Genomic DNA, 21,373 nt, shown 5'->3' with positions numbered 1-21,373 from the left:
GGTGACTCACGGGGACCGCCGGGCCGAGGCGCGCAGGCCGTGGTACCAGGCGAGGACCCGCCGCTCGACCAGCTGGAAGACGACGGAGAGCAGATAGCCGAGCAGCCCCAGGACGATGATCCCGGTCCACATGTCGGGGACCGCGAAACTGCGCTGGAACTGGACGACGGTGAAGCCGATGCCGTTGCTGGCCGCGAACATCTCGCTGATCACCATCAGGATGATGCCGATCGACAGGGCCTGGCGCAGGCCCGCGAAGATCTGCGGACTCGCCGCGCGCAGCACCAGGTGGCGCAGCCGCGACGGGCCGGTGATGCCGTAGGAGCGGGCCGTCTCCAGCATCACCGGGTCGACCGCGCGGACGCCCTCGACCGTGTTGAGCAGGATCGGCCAGACACAGCCGCTCGCGATCACCGTGACCTTCATGGTGTCGCCGATGCCCGCGAACAGCATGATGACCGGGATGAGGACGGGTGGCGGGATCGCCCGCAGGAACTCCAGGACGGGTTCGCACAGCGCCCGCACCCGCCGGTAGGAGCCGATGACCGTGCCGAGCGCCACCCCGGCGACGGCGGCCAGCGCGTAACCGGCCGTCAGCCGCCAGATGCTGGGCAGCACGTCGTCGCGCAGCCGGTCGGCGGTCCACACGTCCGGGAAGGTCCGCATGATGGTGCGCAGCGGCGGCCAGAAGACGTTGGTGCTGTCGGCCGAGGCCAGCCACCAGACCGCGACCAGCAGAACGGGCAGCGCGATGACGAAGACCAGCTGGAGTGCGAAGCGCTTCACACCGCCACCTCCCCGCGCACCGACTGGTGCCAGGCCAGCGCCCGTCGCTCCACGGTACGCGCGCCGACGTTGACGAGCAGTCCCAGAAGACCGGTCACCACGATCAGCGCGTACATCTCCGGGACGGCCTGCGAGTTCTGCGCCACCGCGATCCTGGAGCCCAACCCCGGTGCCCCGATGACGAGTTCACCGGTGATCGCGAGGATCAGCGCGACGGCGGCGGCGAGCCGGACGCCGGTGAACACATACGGCAGCGCGGTCGGCCACAGCACATGGCGGATCCGCGCCCAGGTGCCGAGGCCGTACGACCGCGCCGTCTCCTCGGCGACGGGGTCGACGTCCTGGACGCCGTAGAGCGTCTGGATGAGGACCTGCCAGAAGCTGGCGTACACGACGAGCAGCAGCACCGAGCGCAGTTCGCTGCCGTACAGCAGCACCGCCAGCGGGATGAGGGCGACCGAGGGGATCGGGCGCAGGAACTCGATCGTCGAGGCCGTCGCCTCGCGCAGATACGGCACGACCGAGACGACCACCCCGATGACGATCCCCGCCGAGGCGGCGATGGCCAGTCCCAGGGCCCAGCCGGTGAGGGTGTCACCGAGCGCCGTCCAGAAGGCGCCGTCGGAGAGCTCGTCGGCGAGGGCGCGCGCGATCCGGCTGGTCGGCGGGAAGTACTCCTCCTTGACCAGACCGAGCCGCGGCACCGCCTCGCCCAGGGCGAGGAAGGCCGCGAGCCCGGCGGCGCCCAGCGCCGCGTTGGGGAGCCTCACGGAAGCAGCGCGTCCACGTCGGGGGTCTTCTTGAAGAACCCGTCCTCCTGGCCCAGCTTCGCCAGCGCCTCGATGGAGGCCCTGTTCGGGTCGGCCGGCCACTTCGGCAGGGTCACCTGCTCAAGGACCGACGCCGGGATCTTGGTGTACGTCGTGATGATCTGCCGGGCCTCGTCCGGGTGCGCGTCGGCGTAGGCGAGGGACTCGGCGGTGGCCTCCTGGAACTTCTTCACCACGTCGCCGTGCTGCTGCTGGTACCGCGTCGAGGTGAAGTACATGGCCACCGTGGTGTTCGCGGCCACGTCCACCATCGGTGAGGCGATCACCTGGCCGCCCTGGCCCTTGATGGTGGCCAGCGCGGGCTCGACCGCGCACGCCGCGTCGACCTGGCCGCCGTCGAGCGCGGCGGGCATCTGGTCGAAGGGCAGCTCCACGAACTTCACCTTGTCCGGGTCGCCACCGTCCTTGCGCACCGATTCGCGCACCGCGGACTCGTTGATGTTCTTCAGGGTGTTGATGGCGACCTTCTTGCCCTCCAGGTCCTTCGCGGACTTGATCGGGCTGCCCTTCTTGACCGCGATGCCGGCAAAGTCCTTGCCGTCCACGCCCGTTGAGGCGATGCCGTTGGAGACCGCCTTGACCGGCACCCCGGAGGACCGGGCGATCAGGAGGGAGGTGACGTTGGAGAAGCCGAACTGGAACTGTCCGCCGGCGACTCCGGGCACGATCGCCGCGCCGCCCGACGCGTTCGAGATCTCGAGCTTCAGGCCGTGCTTGCCGTAGAAGCCCTTCTTCTGGCCCAGATAGACCGGCGCGACGTCGACGATCGGGATGAGGCCGAGCTTGACGGTGGTGGTCCCGCCGGACGAGGATCCCCCGTCCGAGGCTCCCGAGTCGCCGGACGAGCCACAGGCCGACGCGGTGACCAGGAATGCTCCGGCCGCGAGGGCGGCGAGCAGACGACGCATGGCTCCTCCTGTGCAGACTTCGTTGTTCCGACAGGCTGTGCTTACGACAGGCTGTGCGCAGACCGCACAGTGGTGCTCAGGGCGAAAGGTATTGGTCTCGCGGGACGGGGTCAACTCCTTTGGCTGACAATATTGTTGACACTTCCTCGACGGAGGCGACGATGTCCGAAGCAGACCGCGCCCCTCACTTCGTCCGCTCCCTGGAGCGCGGCCTCGCCGTGATCCGCGCCTTCGACACCGACCACCCGGAGCTGAGCCTGAGTGAGGTGGCCCGGACCTGCGGACTGACCCGCGCGGCCGCCCGCCGCTTCCTGCTGACGCTGGCCGATCTCGGATACGTCCGCGCCGACGGACGCAGCTACCGGCTCACCCCGCGCGTCCTGGAGCTCGGCTACTCCTACCTGTCGAGCTTCTCGCTGGCCCAGCTGGCGGAACCGCATCTGGAGCAACTCGTCGACAGGACAAGGGAGTCGTCGTCCCTGTGCGTGCTCGACGGCGACGACATCGTGTACGTGGCGAGGGTGCCCGCGCGCCGCATCATGACCGCGGCGATCACCGTGGGCACCCGCTTCCCGGCGCACGTCACCTCGGTGGGCCGGGTCATGCTCGCGCACCTGCCCGCCGATGAGCTGGAAGTGCGGCTGGTCCGGGCGGAGCTGGTTGCGCTCACCACCCGCACGATCGTCTCCGCCGACCTGCTGCGCGCCGAACTGGAGCGGGTGCGCAGACAGGGATACGCCCTCGTCGACCAGGAGTTGGAAGAGGGGCTGCGCTCGATCGCCGCCCCGGTGCGGGACCGGGGCGGCGAGGTGGTGGCGGCGGTCAACATCCCCGTGCAGGCGGGCCGTACGACACTCGCCGCGGTACGGCGGGACCTGCTGCCGGCCCTGCTGGAGACCGTGGCCGGTATCGAGGCCGATCTGCGGATGGCTACAGGTCCAGGACGAGCTTCTTCCCCCGGCACCGGGACACACAGATCATCATCGTCTCCCCGGCCTCCCGCTCCTCGTCCGTGAGCACCGAGTCCCGGTGGTCCGGGGTGCCGTCGAGAACGTCTGTCTCACAGGTGCCGCAGGTGCCCTCGGTGCAGGAGAACAGCACCTCGACACCCGAGGCGCGGACGGCGTCGAGCACGGTGACGTCCGGTGCGACGGTGATCGTCGTGCCGGTCTGGGCCAGCTCGACCTCGAACTCCGTGTTCTCGCCCGCCGGTTGCTCCTTGGGCGTGAACCGCTCCACGTGCAGCAGTCCGGCCGGGCAGCGCGCCTCCACGGCGTCGAGCAGCGGTCCGGGTCCGCAGCAGTAGACGAGGGTGCCCTCGGGCACGTCGTCCAGTACCGGAGCGAGGTCCAGGAGACCGGTCTCGTCCTGCGGGGCGATGGTGACGCGATCGCCGTAGCGGCTCAACTCCCCGGCGAACGCCATGGACGCGCGGGTGCGTCCGCCGTACAGCAGGGTCCACTCCGCGCCCTCGGCCTCCGCCGCCGCGAGCATCGGCAGGATCGGGGTGATGCCGATGCCGCCCGCGATGAAGCGGTAGCGGGGCGCGGGGCGCAGGGCGAAGTGGTTGCGCGGACCGCGCACCCGGACCTTGCCGCCCCGCTCGACCTGCTCGTGCACATGGGCGGACCCGCCGCGCCCGGCCGGCTCGCGCAGCACGGCGATCCGCCAGGCGGTGCGGTCGGCGGGGTCGCCGCACAGCGAGTACTGGCGCTCCAGCCCGGGCCCGAGGATCACGTCGATGTGGGCGCCGGGCTCCCAGGCCGGGAGCTCTTCGCCCAGCGGGTGGCGCAGGGTGAGGGCGAGCACGCCGTCGGCCGCGAAGTCCCTGCGGTCGACGACGAGTTCGGCTTCGTAGGCGTCACTCATGAAGTGCTTCCTCGCGGCTCGTGTCCTTGCGGCTCGTGTCCCTGTGGCTCGTGTCCTGGTGGCTCGTCCTGTTGCGGGGAGTGCCCGTTCGGGTGCGCGAGCATCCACTCCCACATCTCGATCGGGTCCTGCGAGGTGTGCTCGCGGCCGCAGTGACAGGTGCCGTGCAGGGTGTCGGTGCCCGGCAGCCAGTCGATGCGGTAGATCTCCCCGGTGGCTCCGGCACTCACAGGACCTTCTCCACCGGCTTGTCGCCCTCCTCGACCAGGCGGGCGAGGATACGGCGGGCGGCCAGGCCACCGGTGTCGATGTTGATGCTCAGCTCCTGGTAGCCGGAGCGCTCGGTGCCGAGCGTCCTCTGGAGCAGGTTGAGCGCGTCGACGTCCTGCATGACGACGGTGTGGTTGTTGCCCCGCAGGAACTCGGTGACCTCGGCGTCCTCGGTCGCCCAGTCGCGCGAGACCATCCAGAAGTCGTAGACGTGACCGTCGCTGGACGGCGTGATGGCGTACGTGATCTCGGTGTGGAAGCCGTTCGGGTCGCTGCCGTCGGCCTCGGGCAGCACACCGACCGGGGCGATGCGGCTGTGCAGCAGATACAGACAGGGCGCGTGGTACTCGATGTCCTGCCAGCGCGTGATCCGCCCCTCGATGCCGGTGGACTTCGCGTAGAACGGCGGGCACTCGGCGTCGTCCATGTGCCGGCTCACCCGTACGATGCCGGCGCCCTCGTCGACCTCCGTGGTGATCGGCGTCTCGGCGACCTCGGGGGTGCCGATGTAGCCGCCGTGCAGATAGGTCTCGTGGGACAGGTCGAGGAGGTTGTCGACCAGCAGGCCGTAGTCGGCGTCGATCGGTTCCATGCCGCGCACGGTGACCCAGCCGGGGGAGTCGAGGTGCCTGGCGCGCGGAATGGTGTCGGCGTCGGCGAGCGCGGGGTCGCCGATCCACACCCAGATCAGGGAGTCCAGCTCGGCGACGGGGTAGGAGGCGACGCGCGCGGTGCGCGGTACGCGCTTCTGCCCCGGCACGTACACGCAGGTGCCCGTCTGGTCGTAGGTGAACCCGTGGTACCCGCACACGAGCCGGTCGCCGTCGAGCCGGCTCGGCTTCTCGTGCAGCGGGAACCGGCGGTGCACACACCGGTCGGCGAGCGCGACGGGCGTCCCGTCCTCCTCGGTCCGGTAGAAGACGAGCGGCTCACCGAGGATCGTCCGGCCGAGCAACTCCTCGCGCCCCACCTCGTGGCTGTAGGCGGCGACGTACCACTGGTTCCTGGCGAAGGCGGTCGTGTGAGGCATGGGGTTCCCGTCCCTGTCGGCGGGGCTGCGTCGCCCCGCGTGCCGTGGTTGGGAACAGGTTCCTGACGGCGGTGGCTGCCGCGCAAGGCGGCTTCTGCCAGGCGGAAGCGTCTGTGTGAAGGGGCTGATCAGAGGACGGAGCAACGGTGTAGCGGGCTACACCTCTGACCGGGGAGGACTCTCCCTCGTGGCGGAGACCGTCCCGAGGAATCGTGGTGGGCACCGACGTCCGATCCACTGTGGAGGCTCCTCCCGCCATGGCAACTTTCCTTTATCACCTGGGCCGGGTGGCCTTCCGTCGGCGATGGTTCGTCGCCTTGCTGTGGGTGGCCGTACTGGGCGGCGCCGGCTTCGCCGCCTCGCAGGCGTCCACGGCCGAGGACGAGGGATTCACCGCGCCCGGCATCGAGTCCCAGAAGGCGTTCGACCTGCTGGAGCAGCGCTTCCCCGGTTCCGTCGCCGACGCCGCGAGCGCCCGGATCGTGTTCGTCGCGCGCGGCGGTGAGAAGGTGACCGCGACCGAGAACAAGGAGGCCATCGAGCACCTCGTCGACGAGGCCGCCGACGGCACGCAGGTCGCCGCTGCCGTGGACCCCTTCCAGACCGATGCGGTGAGCAGGGACGGAACGACGGCGTATGCGACGGCGACCTTCAAGGTGTCCGCCGACGACCTGTCCGGCACGAGCAAGAAGCACCTGGAGCGAGCCGTCGAGCAGGCTCGCGACACCGGGCTGACCGTCGAGGTCGGCGGGAACGCTCTGGCCGAGCAGCCCGCGGCGGGCGGCATGACCGAGGTGATCGGCATCGCCGTGGCCGCGCTGGTGCTGCTGATCACCTTCGGGTCGATGGCGGCGGCAGGGCTGCCCCTGCTGACGTTCGATCTCGGTCGGGCCCCCGGCGGGGCCGGTCACGGTCACCGTGCCGTCGAGGGCGGCGACCCGGCGGCGGATGCCCAGCAGGCCGGAGCCGCCGTGTTCGTCCACGCCGCCCGCGCCCTCGTCGCGGACGACCGCCCGCAGCCCGGCGCGCAGGCGTTGGAGACGAACGGCAGCCCGGCGGCCGCCGCTGTGCTTGGCCGCGTTGGTCAACGCCTCGGCCACCGCGAAGTACGCGGCCGCCTCCACCGCAGCCGGGGGCCGCGGTCCCTCCTCCAGGTCACGTGCCACGTGCACGTCGACGTCCAGCCCGCTGCTCGCCGCCAGCGCCCGCACGGCGCCGACCAGTCCGCGGTCGGTGAGGATCGGCGGGTGGATGCCGCGCACCACGTGCCGTAGCTCGGCGAGGGCCTCCTGGGGATGGTCCTGGGCCTCGGCGAGCATCTTGCGAGCGGTCTCGGGGTCGCGGTCGTAGGCGCGTTGCGCCAGGCCGATGCGCATGGACAGGGCCACCAGGCGGGCCTGGGCGCCGTCGTGCAGGTCTCGTTCGATACGGCGAAGCTCGGCCTCGTGCGCGGCGATCGCGTCGGCGCGCGTGGCGGCCAGTTCCTTCACCCGGGCGGCGAGCAGCGCCTCGGGGGAGGGCATGAGCAGGGCCTGCGACCAGCGTGCCTCCAGGTCGGCGAGCCGGGTGATCAGCGGAAGGACGACGGCTTCGCGGCGCAGCACACCGCACCACACTCCGTCGACGGCCAGCCCGAGGGGCCACAGCGGCAGTGCCAGGAAGACCAGAGCGCCGTAGAGGCAGGAGGCGAGCATCCAGAGCAGATCGGTACGGGTCCCGGGATCGTGGACCGCGATGCGCAGCCGCTGCCGCAGCGGGCCGGTGAGGGACTGGTACGCCTCGGGGATCCGCCGGCCCGTCCACGCGGCCGTCATCTGCCGCTTGGCGCCGGCGATACGGCGGATGAGCAGCACGGTTTCCGGCAGCAGCCACGCTCCGACCACCGCGAGCGTGCCGGTGGCGGTGATCAGCAGAACGGTGATGAAGAGATACAGCCCGAAGGCCATCACGGCGGCGAGGGCCAGGTGGACCGTGGCCCGTCCGGCCTGCCGCATCGCTTTCCACATGCCGCCACGCCAGGCGACCGGGAGCCGGGCGACGGTGTAGCGGACTACACCACCGGGGGTGCGGTCCGCCACACCGTCACGCGGCTCGGGAGTGCACGCCCCTCGTTCGCAAGCGAACTGTAAAGAACCTTGACAGTTATCTGGTCTAGTCCAATTATGGGCACGGTTCGCCCCGCGGTTCTGTCATTCCGCACTTCCCGCGTGCCCTTCCCCTGGGAGCGTCAGTGAGACGACCTGGTCATTTCCGTGCGTTGCTGTCCTGTCTGAGCGTGTCCGCCCTGTCCGCCGGACTCGTCGGACTCGGGGGAGGGAGCGCACTCGCGGCGCCCTCGTCGTCCCCCTCGCCCACGGCCTTCGGCAAGCCCCTGCCGGCTCAGGTGGCCGCGCCCTACTTCGAGTCGTGGACCGGCGGCAGCCCGGCCGCACTCGCCGCGGCCTCCGGAAACAAGTACCTCACCCTGGCCTTCCTCCAGACGGCCGCGCCCGGCTCGTGCACCGCCTACTGGAACGGCCAGACCGATCAGCCGGTCTCCAAGGCGGCCTTCGGCCATGACATCGCCACCATCCAGGCCCGCGGCGGCAATGTCATCCCGTCCTTCGGCGGCTGGTCCGCGGACACCACCGGCACCGAACTGGCCGACAGCTGCACCGACGTCGACGCCATCGCCGACGTGTTCAAGAGCCTCGTCACGACGTACGGCATCACCCGTATCGACCTCGACGTCGAGGGCGACTCGATCAACAACACCGCCGGGATCGACCGCCGCAACAAGGCGATCGCCGAGGTCCAGCGCTGGGCCGAACGCACCGGCCGCACCGTGCGGTTCTCCTACACCCTGCCGACCTCCACACACGGCCTGGAGGCCAACGGCCTCGCCGTCCTCCAGAACGCCGTCGACAACCACGCGCGCGTGGACGTCGTCAACCTCATGACCTTCGACTACTACGACGGCGCCACGCACGACATGGCGGCCGACACGGAGACGGCCGCCACGGGCCTGCACGGCCAGCTCGCCGCGCTCTACCCGGGCAAGACCTCCGCGAGGCTGTGGAGCATGATCGGGATCATCGAGATGCCCGGCATCGACGACTACGGTCCCGAGGAGACCTTCACCGTCGAGAACGCGCTCGCGGTGGAGGAGTGGGCCGAGGCCAAGAGGATCAACACGCTCTCCTTCTGGGCCCTCCAGCGCGACAACGGCGGCTGCCCGGGCACCGGCGGCTCCGACTCCTGCTCCGGCATCGCCCAGGACACCTGGGCCTTCAGCCACGCCTTCGAGAAGTTCACGAGCGGAGGGAACCAGTAGCGGGACACCCCGCCGGACACCCGGCAGACGAGGGCCCGGCGCGCATCACGCGCGCCGGGCCCTCGCCGCGCCGATTTCGCTACAAGTTCCGAAATTATTCGGGGCGAGGACCGCCACGTGGCCGAAACACGCGGTTCATAGCGTCGGGACACACCACGCCACTGCCCTCCGTACTCGTGAGGCATCCCGTGTCACAGGAGTCCCCGTGCCCCATTTCTCCCGCCGCACCGCCCTGCGGCTGACCGCCGGAATGGCGCTCGGCGCCGCGCTTCCCCTGGCCGGCTGCGGGCGCGACACCGACGCGGCCGCCGCTTCCGGCGCCAAGAAGAGCGCCGAGAAGATCGGCACGTCCCCGGCCACCGGCACCGTCGACGTCTGGGCCGCCCAGGGCGACGCCGACGTGCTCGGCACGGTCGTCAAGCCCTTCAAGGCCGCCAATCCGGACCTGGTCGTCAAGACCACGCTGATCCCCAACGCCGAGTACTACACCAAGCTCCAGGCGGCCATCGCGGCGGGCAAGGGGCCGGACGTCGCCCAGTTCTTCCCCGAGTCGCAGGCGCAGTTCCTCGACCCGTCGACCCTGCACCCGGTGCCGGACGGCCTGGTGGATCCGAACGGCTTCTTCAAGAGCCTGTGGGACGCCGGAGTCGTGGACGACGTGGCCTACACGGTCCCCTGGTACGCGTACACGTACGCGCTCGTCTACCGATCAGATCTGGCCAAGAAGGCGGGCGTCCAGGCGCCGGCCGACTGGGCCGGCATGGAGCCCTTCCTCAAGGCGCTCCAGGGCGCCGGCGCGGCCCGTGGACTCGGCGCCGACATCGGGTGGGACATCTTCAACGGCCAGGACGTCGCCATGTACGCCTGGCAGGCCGGGGGCTCCCTCGTCGGCGACGACGGCAAGTGGAACCTGAACACGCCGCAGATGGTCGACGCCCTCAAGTACAACGCGGCCTTCTTCACCGCCGGGACCGCCGACACCGCCGGGCCGACCTTCCTCGACGCACAGCCGTACTTCGTCTCCGGCAAGACGGCCAGCATGATCACCGGCCCCTGGGTGATCGGCCAGCTCGACGCCGCCGCGAAGAAGACCGGCTGGACGGCCTCCCACGTGGCCACCGCCCCGCTGCCCGCCGGAGCGTCGAGCAGCGTCTCCTTCTCCGCGGGCGGCACCTGGGGCGTCCTGGCCGGCAGCGGCAACACGGACGCCGCCTGGAAGCTCGTCCGGTATCTGGCGAAGCCGGGCACCCAGGTCGCGCAGTACAAGGCGTACAGCTCGCTGCCGGCCGTCATCTCCGCCTGGGACGACCCGGCCATCAAGGGCCAGCCACTCCTGGACGCCTTCTTCACCCAGCTCAAGAACACCCGGGCGTTCCCGCAGGTCAGCACCTGGCAGCAGGTGGCGACCCGGCTGGGCAAGGAGATGGAGGCCGTCGCCAAGGGCAAGGAGACCGCGGCGAAGGCGGCCGCGAACATCCAGGCGTACGCCGAGAGCGTCGGCACCGGTACGAAGTGATGGCGACGACTCTCGTCAGGGCGCCGCGGGAGACCGCGGCGGCCCCGAAGGCAGCCTCGCCGAGGAGGTCCCGGGCCCGGCGTACGGCCGTCGCCTGGCTCTTCCTCGCCCCCTTCGCCCTCGTCTTCCTGGTCTACACGGCGATCCCCACCGTCTCCGCACTCGCCCTGAGCCTCACCGACATCCGCGGCGCCGACCTGCGCACCCCGTTCGCCGTCGACTTCACCGGTGTCGAGAACTACCTCCGGCTGTTCCAGGACGACACCTTCGTACGGGACATCCTCAACACCGCCCTCTTCGTGGCCGTGGGCGTACCCCTGACGATGGGCGTCGGCTTCACCCTCGCCCTCGCGCTGAACTCCGGCATCCGACGGCTGCGCGGTGTCCTGCGCACCGTCTTCTTCGCGCCCGTGGTCACCAACGTCGTGGCCGTCGCGCTGATCTGGCAGTACGCCTTCCACATCGATGGCACCGTCAACAAGCTGCTCGGCTGGGTCGGTCTCGCCGGACCGAACTGGCTGGACGACCCGAACCTGGCGATGCCCGTCGTCATCCTGCTCGGTGTGTGGCGCAACTTCGGCATCGCGATGGTGCTGTTCCTCGCGGGCCTCCAGGCCGTGCCCCGGGACGTCTACGAGGCCGCCGCCCTCGACGGCGCCGGCCGTCGGCGTCAACTCCAGCACATCACGCTGCCGTTGCTGCTGCCCACCACGCTGATGGTCTCCGTCCTGCTGACCGTCTTCTACCTCCAGGTCTTCGACGAGCCCTACCTCCTCACGGGCGGCGGGCCGCTCGGCTCCACCGAGTCGGTCGCGCTGTACACCTACCGCCAGTTCGGGGCGGGCGAGTTCGGGATGTCCTCGGCGGCGTCCTTCGTGACGCTCGCGCTGGTGACCGTGGTGAGCGTCGTCCAGTTCCGGCTGCTGAGGTCGCGCACATGAGCCATGCCCACCGCCCGGAGGCCGCGCACATGATCCGTATCGCCCGCCCCGCGCTCTACGCGGCCCTCGTACTGTGCGCCCTGCTCACGGCGCTGCCCTTCGTGTGGGGCGTGAGCGGCTCCCTGCGCAGCCTCGACGAGATCCGCTCCGACCCCGGCGCCCTGCTCCCGCACCACCTCACCTTCGGCAACTTCACCCGGCTGTTCGAGACCCAGGGCTTCGGCCGGTTCCTGGTCAACAGCGTCGTGGTCGCGCTGATCGTGGTGGCCGGGAACATCCTGGCCGCGTCGGCCGCGGGTTACGCGCTGGCCAAGCTCGACTTCGCCGGCCGGCGGCTCGCGTTCGGTGCGGTCATGGCGGCGATGATGGTGCCGTTCACCGCGGTGTTCGTCACCCAGTTCGTGATCACCGTGGACCTGGGCCTCGCGGACACCCTCGCCGGAATCGCCCTGCCCGGTGCGGCCCTTCCGCTGTCCGTGTTCATCATGCGCCAGTACGCCCTGTCGGTCCCCGACGAACTCCTCGAAGCGGCCCGCATCGACGGCGCGGGCGAGTTCCGGATCTTCTTCAGGGTCTTCCTGCCGCTGGCCGGTCCCGCCGTCGCCACCATTACGATCATGTCGTTCCTCAACTCCTGGAACAACTTCATCTGGCCGCTGGTCGTCGCCCAGAGCATGTCCACCTACACCCTCCCGGTCGGCCTCGCCGCCACCAGCCAGGCCGCGGCCCACGTCACCGACTACGGCCTGCTGCTCGCCGGAGCGATCGTCGTGATGCTGCCGGTCCTCGTGCTCTTTCTCTTCCTGCAGCGGTACTTCGTGCAGGGCATCGCGGGGACGGGGCTGCGATGAGCACGACGGTCACCGTCCAGGCACCGGCGGGCACGGTCGTCGGGCACCAACGTGAGGGCGTACGGCGCTTCTTGGGCATTCCCTACGCCGAAGCGCCCACCGGGCCACGGAGGTTCGCCGCACCGGTCCCGCGGGGACGCTTCACCGAGCCGTACGACGCCACCCGCCCCGGTGCCACCGCGCAACGCGTGCCGCTGTACGCCACGACCACGATCCCCGAGCCGTCGGTACCGGGCGACGACGTGCTGAACGTCTCCGTCACCGCCCCCGACGCGGACGGCTGCCCGGTGTTCGTGTGGATCCACGGCGGCGGCTTCCTCGCCGGGAGCCCCGCAAGCCCCTGGTACGACGGCCGTGCCTTCGCCCGTGACGGGGTGGTCACCGTCACCGTCGGCCACCGGCTCGGCGTAGACGGGTTCGCCGTACTGGACGACGTCCCCACCAACCTCGGGCTGCGGGACCTGCTGCTCGCGCTGGACTGGGTGCGGCGGAACATCGCCGCGTTCGGAGGGGATCCGGACCGGGTCACCGTCGCGGGGCAGTCGGCCGGGGGAGCGGCGGTGCTCGCGCTGCTGTCGTCGCCCGCCGGGCGCGGCCGGTTCCAGCGGGCGGTGAGTCTGTCCGGGGGCCTCTTCGAGGTGGACGCGACCCGGGTGCGTGACGTCCTCGCACGGCTCGGTGCGCGACTGGGCGTGCCGCCCACGCGGGCCGGATTCGCCACCTGTGCACTGGAGTCGCTCCAGCGTGGCGTCCTCGACCTGCGCGGCGCCGACGACGTACTCGTGCTCGGCCCGGTCGTCGGCGACGACATCCTGCCGCAGCGGCTCACCGAGGGGCTGGCCGTGCACGGACAGGACGTGCCGCTGCTGCTCGGCGCCACGGGGGACGAGTTCGACGGCGACAGCGATCAGGAGGCGCGCGCCGCCGGCACCCGGATCACGGACACCCTGTTCCGCTCCGCCTGCCCCCGTACCGCGGCCGCCCGCCGTGAGGCCCCCGCCGGGACCTGGCTGTACTCCTTCGAATGGCCCTCACCGACCCTCGGCGGCGCGGTCCACTGTGTCGACCTCCCTTTCTTCTTCGACCTGCTCGACGCACCGGGCGTCCCCCAGGCGCTCGGCCCGAACCCGCCCGCCGAACTGGCCGCCCGGATGCACGCCGACCTCGTCGCCTTCGTCCGCGGCGAGACGCCGTCCTGGGGGCGAGCGGCCGGCAGGACCGGCGACCCGGCCCGTACCTACGGCCGACCGCTCGCGGCCGACACGCGGGGCTGCTACGACCCCGTGACGGGAGCGGACACGTGCTGACCGCCGGGATGAACCAGAGCGCCGTACGACGGGTCAACACCGCGGTGATCCTGCGGGCGTTGGCGGTGTCGGCCGGACCGCGCAAACTCACCGAACTCGCCGGGCAGACCGGACTGTCCCGCCGCACGGTCGAGCTGATCCTGGACTCGCTCGTCGAGGCGGGCTGGGTCGCCGAGCTCGACCGGGTGCCGATCAGCGGCTGCGCCGGACGCCCGGCCCGCCGTTACGAACTGCGTGCCGAGCACGCCCTGTTGGCGGCCGTGCGCATCACCACCGTCGATGTCTCCGCCGTCGTCGCCGACGTGCGCGGCCACATCCTCGGCCGCGCGCACCGGCCGCTGCGCGCCTACAAGGACCCGCGCACCACCCTCGACGACGCCGCGGAACTCGTCCTCGAGGCTCTCGACGACGCCGGCGGCTCGCTGGACCGGCTGCGTGCCGGGGCCGTCGCGGGCGGCGGTGCCATCGACGACGAGGGCGTCGTACGGCGCCTGGTGCACACCACCCGCTGGGAGGGCGTGCATCTGCCCGAGGAACTCGGCCGCCGCCTCCCGGTGCCCTGGTTCGCCGACAACGACACCAACCTCGGTGCGCTGGCGGAACGCTGGCGGGGAGTGGCCACCGACCACGACAACGTCGTCTGGGCGATGCTCGGGAACCGGACCGGCCTGGGGATCCTCATCCGGGGGGCCGTGCACCGCGGACTCGACGGCGCCGCGGGCGAGATCGTCGAGGCACCGTCGCTGCCGGCCGGGTCGGTCGAGGACCGGCCCGTCGCCGCACTCACCTCACCGCTGCCCGCCCAACGCGCCCTCGCCCTCGCCCGGTTCGAGGCGGCACGGGCCGGTGACGCGTCCGCGCTCGCCGAGGTCGACGAGTTCGTGGAGAACATCGCGTCGATCCTCACCACCCTGTCCTGGACGGTCGCCCCCTCGCTGATCGTCCTCGGCGGCGGCCTGGAGGACGCGGCCGACGTCCTGCTGCCCCGCGTGCGGGCCGCGCTGAAGGCCGCCCGCGCCCCCGCGGTCGAACTGCGCGCCACCGCGCTCGGCCAGGACGCCCCGCTCGTCGGCGCCGTGAAGCTCGCCCTGGACCGCATGGACACCGAGCTGTTCGGCCCGCTCGTCCCGGTCGACTGACCCCCACGACACTCTTACTCGGAGCCCCAGTTGACCCACACCCCCCGCACCCGCGTCCTCATCGTGGGCAGCGGCATCATGGGAGCCCTCGTGGCCCGCCTGCTGCGCGAGAGCGATCCGGCGCTGCACATCACCATGGCCGACGGCGGTACCCCGATCGGCGGCACACCGGGAAGGCACCTGCACGACCTCGACGACCCCGACCTGTGGTCCCGCTACAACGAGAAGGTCGCCACCGGCATCCAGGGCATGTACACGGGCGCGGAGGTGGTCCGCGAGGTCGCGGCCGGTCTCGCCGACCTCACGCCCGGCATGTTCCACGCGCTCGCCTTCGGCGAGGACGCCGAGGCGATGCCGCGGGCCGCGCTCGCCTGGAACGCGGGCGGCATGGGCGTGCACTGGACCGCCGCGACCCCGTCACCGGCCGCGGAGGAGATCTTCGACTTCGGCGACCCCGACACCTGGGCGGCCGACCTCGACACCGCGCGCAGGCTCCTCGCCGTCACACCCGCCGCGATCGGCCCGACCAAGGTCGGCGAACTCGTCCTCGACGTCCTGCGCCGACGCTACGGCGCCGCCGGCCCGGCCGACCGGGGCCCGCAGCCCATGCCCATGGCCGTCACCCCCACACCCTCGGGCCCGATGCCCCGCACGGCACCCGCGACGATCCTGCCCGCGCTCGCGGCGGGCGGCGACCCGGCCTTCACCCTGCTCACCGGCACCCTCGTCACCGCCCTCGTCCAGGACGCCGGCCGGGTCACCGGTGCCCGCCTGCGCCGTGTCACCGACGGCACGGAGTCCGAACTCCAGGCCGACGCCGTGGTGGTGTGCGCCGACGCCCTGCGCACCCCGCAACTCCTGTTCGCCTCCGGCATCCGGCCCCAGGCCCTGGGCCGTCACCTCAACGAGCACGCCTTCGTCACCGCCCGCGTCCTGCTCGACCTCGACCGGTTCGGCCTCGACCTCGGCGCCCTGCCCCTGCCGCGGCCCGGCGAGTTCAGCACGGACTCGCTGTGGCTGCCGTGCAACGGCCCCGCCCAGCCCTTCCACGGCCAGATCATGAACCGCACCTACGTCGACGAGGCCGGACGGCCCCTCGCCCACTCCGTGGGCCTGTCGCTGTACGTCCCCGTCGAGTCGCGCCCCGAGAACCGGCTGGTGTTCTCGGCGCGCGAGACGGACCTGGCCGGCATGCCCAGGATCCGCGTCGAGTTCGGCTACTCCGAGGCCGACCGCACGCTGATCCGGCGGGCGCTGGACGAAGTCCGTTCCGTGGCCGGGGAGTTCGGACCGTTCGACCCCGCGACCGAGTCCGCGGTGCTGCCGCCGGGATCGTCACTGCATCTCACCGGCACGGTCCGGGCAGGCGTCACCGACGACGGCACCAGCGTGGTCGACCCGGACGGAAGGGTGTGGGGCTTCGACAACCTGTATCTGGCGGGCAATGGGGTCGTTCCCACGGCGATGGCCGCCAACGTCACCCTGACCGGCGCCGTCACCGCGGTACGGGCCGCCCGTGCCGTCACCGCACGTACCTGAACCACCCGAGAGGAACAGCACAGTGATCGACATCGCCAAGGAATACCGCGTGGCCCTGCCCGCCTGGATCGACGACGAACTCGCCGATGTGCCCGGCACCGTCCCCTCCCGCGAGGACCGGATGCGTCTCGTGCACCGGCTCGCCGACCGCAACTGGCGCGAGGGCAACGGCGGCCCCTTCGCGGCCCTCGTCGCCGAGCGCGAGTCCGGCCGGATCGTCTCCGTCGGCGTCAACGTCGTCCTGTCCACCGGGGTCTCCAGCGCGCACGCCGAGGTCGTCGCACTCGGCCTCGCCCAGACGGCGACCGGCAGCTGGGACCTCGGCGGCGAGGGCCTGCCCGCTCATGAGCTGGTCGTCAACTGGCGTCCCTGCGTGCAGTGTTACGGCGCCACGATGTGGTCCGGGGTACGCGGCCTGGTGGTCGCCGGGGAAGGCCCGGAACTGGAGGAGATCACCACGTTCGACGAGGGCCCGGTCCGCTCCGACTGGGCCGAGCAGTTCGAGGCGCGTGGCATCGAGGTCGTGGGAGACGTCCTGCGGGACGAGGCGCTGGCCGTGTTCCGGGGTTACCGCAAGGCGGTCGACGAGTCCGACGGAGTCGTCGTCTACAACGCGCGCGGGGGAGCGGAATGAGCCCTCGTCTCGCGACGGACGTCATCACCTTCTACCACCCCGGATTCTGGGGCCTGGACTCGGCCGACGCGGTCCGCGCCTGGGCCGCGGAGCACCCGGACCGCTTCTGGCAGCGGGTGATGGACACCCTCGCCGAGACGGAGGTCACCGGTATCGAGCTGACGTTCGCGCCCGGGGACATGAACTCGGCCCTGCGCGCTTTCGGCAGCGCCGAGGGCTTCCGCCGCGCCCTGTCCGCGCGGGGCCTCGCCGTGGTCAGCGCCTTCGTCGCCGACAGCGACGCCCCCGACTGGCGGCAGGCCGACCACCTCCCCGCGATCGTGGCCGACGCCGAGCGCCGTGCCGCCTTCCTCGCCGAGATGGGCGCCGAAGTCCTCGTCACCGGGCTGCCCATGAGGACGACGTACGGCACCCGGCCGCCCTTCTTCGTCGACGCCGCCTACATGACACGCATGGCCGACATCGCGCACGCGGTGGGTGAGGCGGTCTCCCGGCACGGGGTGCGGCTGGCCTTCCACACCGAGTCCCACAGCACCCTCTGGTACGAGCGGGACATCGACCTGTTCATGGCCCTCACCGACCCGCGCTATGTGTGGCTGTGCCCCGACGCCTGCCACATCGCCCTGGGCGGCGGCGACCCGGTCGCCGTGGCCCGCCGCCACGCCCCGCGCATCGCGCTGGCCCACTGGAAGGACGCGGTCGCCCCGATCGACGTCCACCTCACGATCGACGACACGGTGTACGCACAACAGCGGCCGTACATGACGGAGTTGGGCGCCGGCATCGTCGACTGGCCGGGCTGGGCGGACGCGATGTCCCGTACGCCCGGCGCGGACACGGTCCTGGTCGAACTGGACGAGGCCGCCGATCCGGTGGCCGCGCTGAGGTCGGGGACGGCGGTGGCGAAGCGGGCGCTAGCGGCGCAGCTGTGCGTGAGCGGTCTCCGGGAGCCGCAGATAGACCAGTGACGAGCCGAGACAGAGCACGGCCACGTACCAGGGAAACAGTCCCGAGTGCCCCAACTCCTTGAAGAGCGTGCCCACATAGGGTGCCGTTCCCCCGAACAACGCGACCGTCAACGAGTAGGGGAACCCGATCCCGGCCGCCCGCACCCGCGCCGGGAACACCTCCGCGTTCACCGCAGCGCTGATCGATGTGAACCCGGTCAGCAGCACCATCCCGGCACACTGCACGAGCAGCAGCACCACGAACGAGTCGCGCAGCGCATGCAGCAGCGGCACGCTCAGCAGCGCGAAACCCAGCCCGAAGAACAGCAGCAGCGGCCTCCGCCCGAACCGGTCCGACAGCAGTCCGCCCAGCGGCTGGAGCACTCCGAAGAAGGCGAGCGAGACCGTCCCGGCGAGCAACGCGTCCGACTTGTCGACCCCCGCGTTGAGTTCGGCGTACGTGGGCAGGTACGACGTCCACGTGTAGTAGGCGATGGTGCCGCCCATCGTGATCCCGCAGATCAGCAGGGACTCGCGCGGATGGCGCCGCAGCCCCTCAAGGAGCCCGGGACGCGGCGCCCGCCGCTGCTCCTCGCTGCGGGTCTCCTGCGCCCCCTGCCGGATCCAGAAACCGACCAGGGACAGCACGGCCCCGAGCACGAAGGGGACCCGCCACCCCCAGCCCTCCATCCGCCCCTCGCTCAGCGTGTCCACCAGCAGCGTGGCGACCCCGGACGCGACGAGCTGCCCGGCCGTCGTCGACACGTACTGGAAGCTGGAGAACAGCCCACGTCGGCCGGGCCCGGCCGACTCGACCAGGAAGGTCGTCGAAGCGGCGAACTCCCCGCCCACGGACAGCCCTTGGAGCAGCCGGGCCAGCACCAGCACGACCGGGGACAGGACGCCGACCGCCGCGTACGTCGGCGTCAGCCCGACCAGCAGACTGCTGCCGCCCATCAGCAGGATGGTGACCGTCAGCGCGGCCCGCCGCCCGTGCCGGTCCGCGATCGCCCCCATCAGCAGCCCGCCGACCGGCCGCATGAAGAACCCCACGGCGAACACCGCGAACGTCGAAAGGAGCGGCACCAGCGAGTTGTCCGCGCCCTTGGGGAAGACCGCGTCGGCGATGTAGGTCGCCAAGAACGTGTAGGCGTACCAGTCGTACCACTCGACGGCATTGCCGACGGAGGCGGCGAGAAGCTGGCGCACGGGCCGTTTCGTGGGCGGCGCGTCCGCGGGTGTCGTCTCTGTCATGATCGCGACCATCCCCCGATCGGCGTCCGGCACACCTCCCGTACCCATGACTTTCACACCAGCGCCACCGGACCCTTCCCTGACGTTTGTTGCTCTTGGAACACTCGCTGCGCGCACCTTCCGTCATCTTCGGGCCATCGATGCGCAGGATTGAGAGGTCCCCTCACTCATGTCCGACGTCAACCGGCGCAGATTCCTGCAACTCGCGAGCGCCACCACCGCCTTCACCGCCCTGTCGAACAGCATCCAGCGCGCCGCCGCCCTGCCGGCCCACCACCGCACGGGGACGATCGAGGACGTCGAGCACGTCGTCGTCCTGATGCAGGAGAACCGGTCCTTCGACCACTACTTCGGCTCGCTCAGGGGAGTCCGCGGCTTCGGTGACCCGCGCCCGGTGACCCTGGAGAACGGCAAGTCCGTCTGGCACCAGACGGACAGGAACGGCAAGGACATCCTGCCCTTCCGGCCCGAGGCGAACGACCTGGGCATGCAGTTCATCCAGGACCTCCCGCACGGCTGGAACGACGGACACGCCGCCTTCAACGGGGGCAAGTACGACAAATGGGTCCCGAACAAGGGGTCCACGACCATGGCGTACCTGACCCGCGAGGACATCCCCTTCCACTACGCCCTCGCGGACTCCTTCACCATCTGCGACGCCTACCACTGCTCGTTCATCGGCTCGACCGACCCGAACCGCTACTACATGTGGACGGGCTGCACGGGCAACGACGGCCAGGGCGGCGGCCCGGTCCTCGGCAACGACGAGGTCGGCTACGGCTGGACCACCTACCCCGAGCGGCTGGAGAAGGCCGGCGTCTCCTGGAAGATCTACCAGGACGTCGGCGACGGCCTCGACGCGAACGGCTCCTGGGGCTGGATCCAGGACGCCTACCGAGGCAACTACGGCGACAACTCGCTGCTCTACTTCAACCAGTACCGGAACGCCAAGCCCGGCGACCCGCTGTACGACAAGGCCCGCACCGGCACCGACTACACCAAGGGCGAGGGCTACTTCGACCAGCTCAAGGCCGACGTCAAGGCCGGAAAGCTGCCCCAGGTCTCCTGGATCGTCGCCCCCGAGGCGTTCACCGAGCACCCCAACTGGCCCGCCAACTACGGCGCCTGGTACATCGCCCAGGTCCTGGACGCGCTCACCTCCGACCCGAAGGTGTGGGCGAAGACCGCCCTGTTCATCACCTACGACGAGAACGACGGCTTCTTCGACCACGTGGTCCCCGCCTTCCCGCCCGGCTCGGCGGCCCAGGGCAAGTCCACCGTCGACCCCGCCCTCGACGTGTACAAGGGCGACAGCAGCCACCCGGCCGGCCCCTACGGACTCGGCCAGCGCGTGCCCATGCTCGTCGTCTCGCCCTGGAGCAAGGGCGGTTACGTCTGCTCCGAGACGCTCGACCACACCTCCATCATCCGCTTCCTGGAAACCCGTTTCGGCGTCCACGAGCCCAACATCTCGCCCTGGCGGCGCGCGGTCTGCGGCGACCTGACCTCGGCCTTCGACTTCTCCCGCAAGGACACCAAGCCGGTCGCCCTCCCGGACACCGACGGCTACGAGCCGCCGGACCGCGAGCGCCACCCCGACTACGTCCCCGTCCCGCCCGCCGTGGGCGCCCTGCCGAGGCAGGAGCGCGGCTCGCGCCCCGCCCGCCCGCTCAAGTACGCCCCGCACGTGGACGGTTCGGTGGACGCGAAGAAGGGCACGTTCACGCTCACCTTCGCCTCCGGCGCCCAGGCCGGCGGAGCCTTCCTGGTGACCTCCGGCAACCGCACCGACGGGCCCTGGAGTTACACCACCGAGGCCGGCAAGAGTGTCTCGGACACCTGGAACTCGGCGTACTCCAAGGGGTCGTACGACCTGACCGTGCACGGCCCTGCAGGGTTCCTGCGCGTCTTCAAGGGGCCGAACAAGAGCGCCGGTCCCGAGGTCACCGCCCGTCACTGCGGCGACGACATCGAGCTGACCTTCACCAACAGGGGGTCTTCCACGGCCCGTCTGAAGGTGGTGAGCGGCTACGGCGACCCCGCGAGGACCTTCACCGTGCGGGCCGGTACCACCGTCCGGCACACCTTCGGTCTCGCCAAGAGCCGTCGCTGGTACGACCTGACGGTCACGTCCGACGCCGAACCGGCGTTCCTCAGGCGATTCGCCGGACATGTCGAGAACGGGCGCCCCGGAGTGAGCGACCCGGCCGTAATCACCAGGTAAAGCCGCAGGGGAGAG

Annotated in this window: 18 protein-coding genes and 2 pseudogenes; 12 read left to right on the top strand and 8 right to left on the bottom strand. The window is 71.0% G+C overall.

Features of this window, described 5'->3' with window-relative positions:
• Positions 1-6: 6 nt before the first annotated feature.
• The 3 genes from ACFYZ8_RS41665 to ACFYZ8_RS41655 are packed head-to-tail and all read right to left on the bottom strand — an operon-like array spanning position 7 to position 2,524.
• On the bottom strand, positions 7-786 hold the full coding sequence (locus ACFYZ8_RS41665) for an ABC transporter permease (protein WP_388532252.1): 780 nt from the start codon (positions 784-786) through the stop codon (positions 7-9).
• The gene (locus ACFYZ8_RS41660; RefSeq protein WP_388532254.1) at positions 783-1,556 is read right to left on the bottom strand and encodes an ABC transporter permease; all 774 of its coding nucleotides are present in this window, start codon (positions 1,554-1,556) and stop codon (positions 783-785) included. The genes ACFYZ8_RS41665 and ACFYZ8_RS41660 overlap by 4 nt, the downstream gene beginning before the upstream one ends.
• Positions 1,553-2,524, bottom strand: a complete 972-nt coding sequence (locus ACFYZ8_RS41655) for an ABC transporter substrate-binding protein (protein WP_388532256.1) — start codon at positions 2,522-2,524, stop codon at positions 1,553-1,555. Before ACFYZ8_RS41655 ends, ACFYZ8_RS41660 begins: the two co-directional genes overlap by 4 nt.
• 161 nt (positions 2,525-2,685) lie before the next feature.
• Between ACFYZ8_RS41655 and ACFYZ8_RS41650 the strand changes: the two genes are divergently transcribed.
• Complete coding sequence (locus ACFYZ8_RS41650) at positions 2,686-3,540, top strand: IclR family transcriptional regulator C-terminal domain-containing protein (RefSeq protein ID WP_388532258.1); 855 nt, start codon at positions 2,686-2,688, stop codon at positions 3,538-3,540.
• Here the strand turns inward: ACFYZ8_RS41650 and ACFYZ8_RS41645 are convergent.
• The 3 genes from ACFYZ8_RS41645 to ACFYZ8_RS41635 are packed head-to-tail and all read right to left on the bottom strand — an operon-like array spanning position 3,455 to position 5,693.
• Positions 3,455-4,393 (bottom strand): PDR/VanB family oxidoreductase, encoded by a 939-nt coding sequence (locus ACFYZ8_RS41645; RefSeq protein WP_388532260.1) that lies wholly within the window; start codon positions 4,391-4,393, stop codon positions 3,455-3,457. The two genes, ACFYZ8_RS41650 and ACFYZ8_RS41645, sit on opposite strands and share 86 nt — an antisense overlap.
• The gene (locus ACFYZ8_RS41640; RefSeq protein WP_388532261.1) at positions 4,390-4,623 is read right to left on the bottom strand and encodes a hypothetical protein; all 234 of its coding nucleotides are present in this window, start codon (positions 4,621-4,623) and stop codon (positions 4,390-4,392) included. The genes ACFYZ8_RS41645 and ACFYZ8_RS41640 overlap by 4 nt, the downstream gene beginning before the upstream one ends.
• The gene (locus ACFYZ8_RS41635) at positions 4,620-5,693 is read right to left on the bottom strand and encodes an aromatic ring-hydroxylating dioxygenase subunit alpha (protein WP_359029817.1); all 1,074 of its coding nucleotides are present in this window, start codon (positions 5,691-5,693) and stop codon (positions 4,620-4,622) included. Before ACFYZ8_RS41635 ends, ACFYZ8_RS41640 begins: the two co-directional genes overlap by 4 nt.
• Positions 5,694-5,950: 257 nt before the next feature.
• Between ACFYZ8_RS41635 and ACFYZ8_RS41630 the strand changes: the two are divergent.
• Positions 5,951-6,580 (top strand): annotated as a pseudogene (locus ACFYZ8_RS41630) (MMPL family transporter); the annotation flags it as partial.
• On the opposite strand, the pseudogene ACFYZ8_RS41625 reads toward ACFYZ8_RS41630, so the two are convergent.
• A pseudogene (locus ACFYZ8_RS41625) lies at positions 6,569-7,699 on the bottom strand (histidine kinase); the annotation flags it as partial. The pseudogenes ACFYZ8_RS41630 and ACFYZ8_RS41625 sit on opposite strands and share 12 nt — an antisense overlap.
• 269 nt (positions 7,700-7,968) lie before the next feature.
• Between ACFYZ8_RS41625 and ACFYZ8_RS41620 the strand changes: the two are divergent.
• From ACFYZ8_RS41620 to ACFYZ8_RS41580, 9 genes are all read left to right on the top strand, one after another.
• Entirely contained in the window at positions 7,969-9,006 is a 1,038-nt protein-coding gene (locus ACFYZ8_RS41620; protein ID WP_388532263.1) for a chitinase, read from the top strand.
• Positions 9,007-9,211: 205 nt separating this feature from the next.
• Entirely contained in the window at positions 9,212-10,522 is a 1,311-nt protein-coding gene (locus ACFYZ8_RS41615; RefSeq protein WP_388532264.1) for an extracellular solute-binding protein, read from the top strand.
• Positions 10,522-11,463 carry a carbohydrate ABC transporter permease gene (locus ACFYZ8_RS41610; protein ID WP_388532266.1) on the top strand — a complete coding sequence of 314 codons (942 nt, stop codon included), beginning with the start codon at positions 10,522-10,524 and terminating at the stop codon, positions 11,461-11,463. The genes ACFYZ8_RS41615 and ACFYZ8_RS41610 overlap by 1 nt, the downstream gene beginning before the upstream one ends.
• Positions 11,464-11,492: 29 nt before the next feature.
• The gene (locus tag ACFYZ8_RS41605; RefSeq protein ID WP_388533711.1) at positions 11,493-12,314 is read left to right on the top strand and encodes a carbohydrate ABC transporter permease; all 822 of its coding nucleotides are present in this window, start codon (positions 11,493-11,495) and stop codon (positions 12,312-12,314) included.
• Positions 12,311-13,621 carry a carboxylesterase family protein gene (locus ACFYZ8_RS41600; protein WP_388532268.1) on the top strand — a complete coding sequence of 437 codons (1,311 nt, stop codon included), beginning with the start codon at positions 12,311-12,313 and terminating at the stop codon, positions 13,619-13,621. The genes ACFYZ8_RS41605 and ACFYZ8_RS41600 overlap by 4 nt, the downstream gene beginning before the upstream one ends.
• Positions 13,615-14,760: an ROK family protein gene (locus ACFYZ8_RS41595; protein ID WP_388532270.1), complete on the top strand. Its 1,146-nt coding sequence runs from the start codon at positions 13,615-13,617 to the stop codon at positions 14,758-14,760. The genes ACFYZ8_RS41600 and ACFYZ8_RS41595 overlap by 7 nt, the downstream gene beginning before the upstream one ends.
• 30 nt (positions 14,761-14,790) lie before the next feature.
• Positions 14,791-16,299 (top strand): GMC oxidoreductase, encoded by a 1,509-nt coding sequence (locus ACFYZ8_RS41590; protein ID WP_388532272.1) that lies wholly within the window; start codon positions 14,791-14,793, stop codon positions 16,297-16,299.
• A gap of 22 nt (positions 16,300-16,321) precedes the next feature.
• Positions 16,322-16,933 (top strand): nucleoside deaminase, encoded by a 612-nt coding sequence (locus tag ACFYZ8_RS41585; RefSeq protein WP_359029824.1) that lies wholly within the window; start codon positions 16,322-16,324, stop codon positions 16,931-16,933.
• The gene (locus ACFYZ8_RS41580) at positions 16,930-17,901 is read left to right on the top strand and encodes a sugar phosphate isomerase/epimerase family protein (RefSeq protein ID WP_388532274.1); all 972 of its coding nucleotides are present in this window, start codon (positions 16,930-16,932) and stop codon (positions 17,899-17,901) included. The genes ACFYZ8_RS41585 and ACFYZ8_RS41580 overlap by 4 nt, the downstream gene beginning before the upstream one ends.
• Here ACFYZ8_RS41580 and ACFYZ8_RS41575 read toward each other — a convergent pair.
• Positions 17,848-19,146: an MFS transporter gene (locus tag ACFYZ8_RS41575; protein ID WP_388533714.1), complete on the bottom strand. Its 1,299-nt coding sequence runs from the start codon at positions 19,144-19,146 to the stop codon at positions 17,848-17,850. The genes ACFYZ8_RS41580 and ACFYZ8_RS41575 overlap by 54 nt on opposite strands.
• A gap of 157 nt (positions 19,147-19,303) precedes the next feature.
• Between ACFYZ8_RS41575 and ACFYZ8_RS41570 the strand changes: the two genes are divergently transcribed.
• Positions 19,304-21,358 carry a phosphocholine-specific phospholipase C gene (locus tag ACFYZ8_RS41570; protein ID WP_388532276.1) on the top strand — a complete coding sequence of 685 codons (2,055 nt, stop codon included), beginning with the start codon at positions 19,304-19,306 and terminating at the stop codon, positions 21,356-21,358.
• Positions 21,359-21,373 lie beyond the last annotated feature (15 nt).

The sequence above is a fragment of the Streptomyces sp. NPDC001668 genome (assembly GCF_042893155.1).
Lineage (GTDB): Bacteria > Actinomycetota > Actinomycetes > Streptomycetales > Streptomycetaceae > Streptomyces.
Note: the sequence above shows the minus strand (reverse complement) of the source record. Positions and strands in the feature narration are given on the sequence as shown.

What these genes read in the sequence shown, in the direction of transcription:
- ACFYZ8_RS41610 (WP_388532266.1), top strand. Translation starts at nt 10,522, where the DNA reads ATGGCGACGACTCTCGTCAGGGCGCCGCGGGAGACCGCGGCGGCCCCG.
- ACFYZ8_RS41645 (WP_388532260.1), bottom strand. Translation starts at nt 4,393, where the DNA reads ATGAGTGACGCCTACGAAGCCGAACTCGTCGTCGACCGCAGGGACTTC.
- ACFYZ8_RS41605 (WP_388533711.1), top strand. Translation starts at nt 11,493, where the DNA reads ATGATCCGTATCGCCCGCCCCGCGCTCTACGCGGCCCTCGTACTGTGC.
- ACFYZ8_RS41570 (WP_388532276.1), top strand. Translation starts at nt 19,304, where the DNA reads ATGTCCGACGTCAACCGGCGCAGATTCCTGCAACTCGCGAGCGCCACC.
- ACFYZ8_RS41655 (WP_388532256.1), bottom strand. Translation starts at nt 2,524, where the DNA reads ATGCGTCGTCTGCTCGCCGCCCTCGCGGCCGGAGCATTCCTGGTCACC.
- ACFYZ8_RS41635 (WP_359029817.1), bottom strand. Translation starts at nt 5,693, where the DNA reads ATGCCTCACACGACCGCCTTCGCCAGGAACCAGTGGTACGTCGCCGCC.
- ACFYZ8_RS41650 (WP_388532258.1), top strand. Translation starts at nt 2,686, where the DNA reads ATGTCCGAAGCAGACCGCGCCCCTCACTTCGTCCGCTCCCTGGAGCGC.
- ACFYZ8_RS41600 (WP_388532268.1), top strand. Translation starts at nt 12,311, where the DNA reads ATGAGCACGACGGTCACCGTCCAGGCACCGGCGGGCACGGTCGTCGGG.
- ACFYZ8_RS41580 (WP_388532274.1), top strand. Translation starts at nt 16,930, where the DNA reads ATGAGCCCTCGTCTCGCGACGGACGTCATCACCTTCTACCACCCCGGA.
- ACFYZ8_RS41575 (WP_388533714.1), bottom strand. Translation starts at nt 19,146, where the DNA reads ATGGTCGCGATCATGACAGAGACGACACCCGCGGACGCGCCGCCCACG.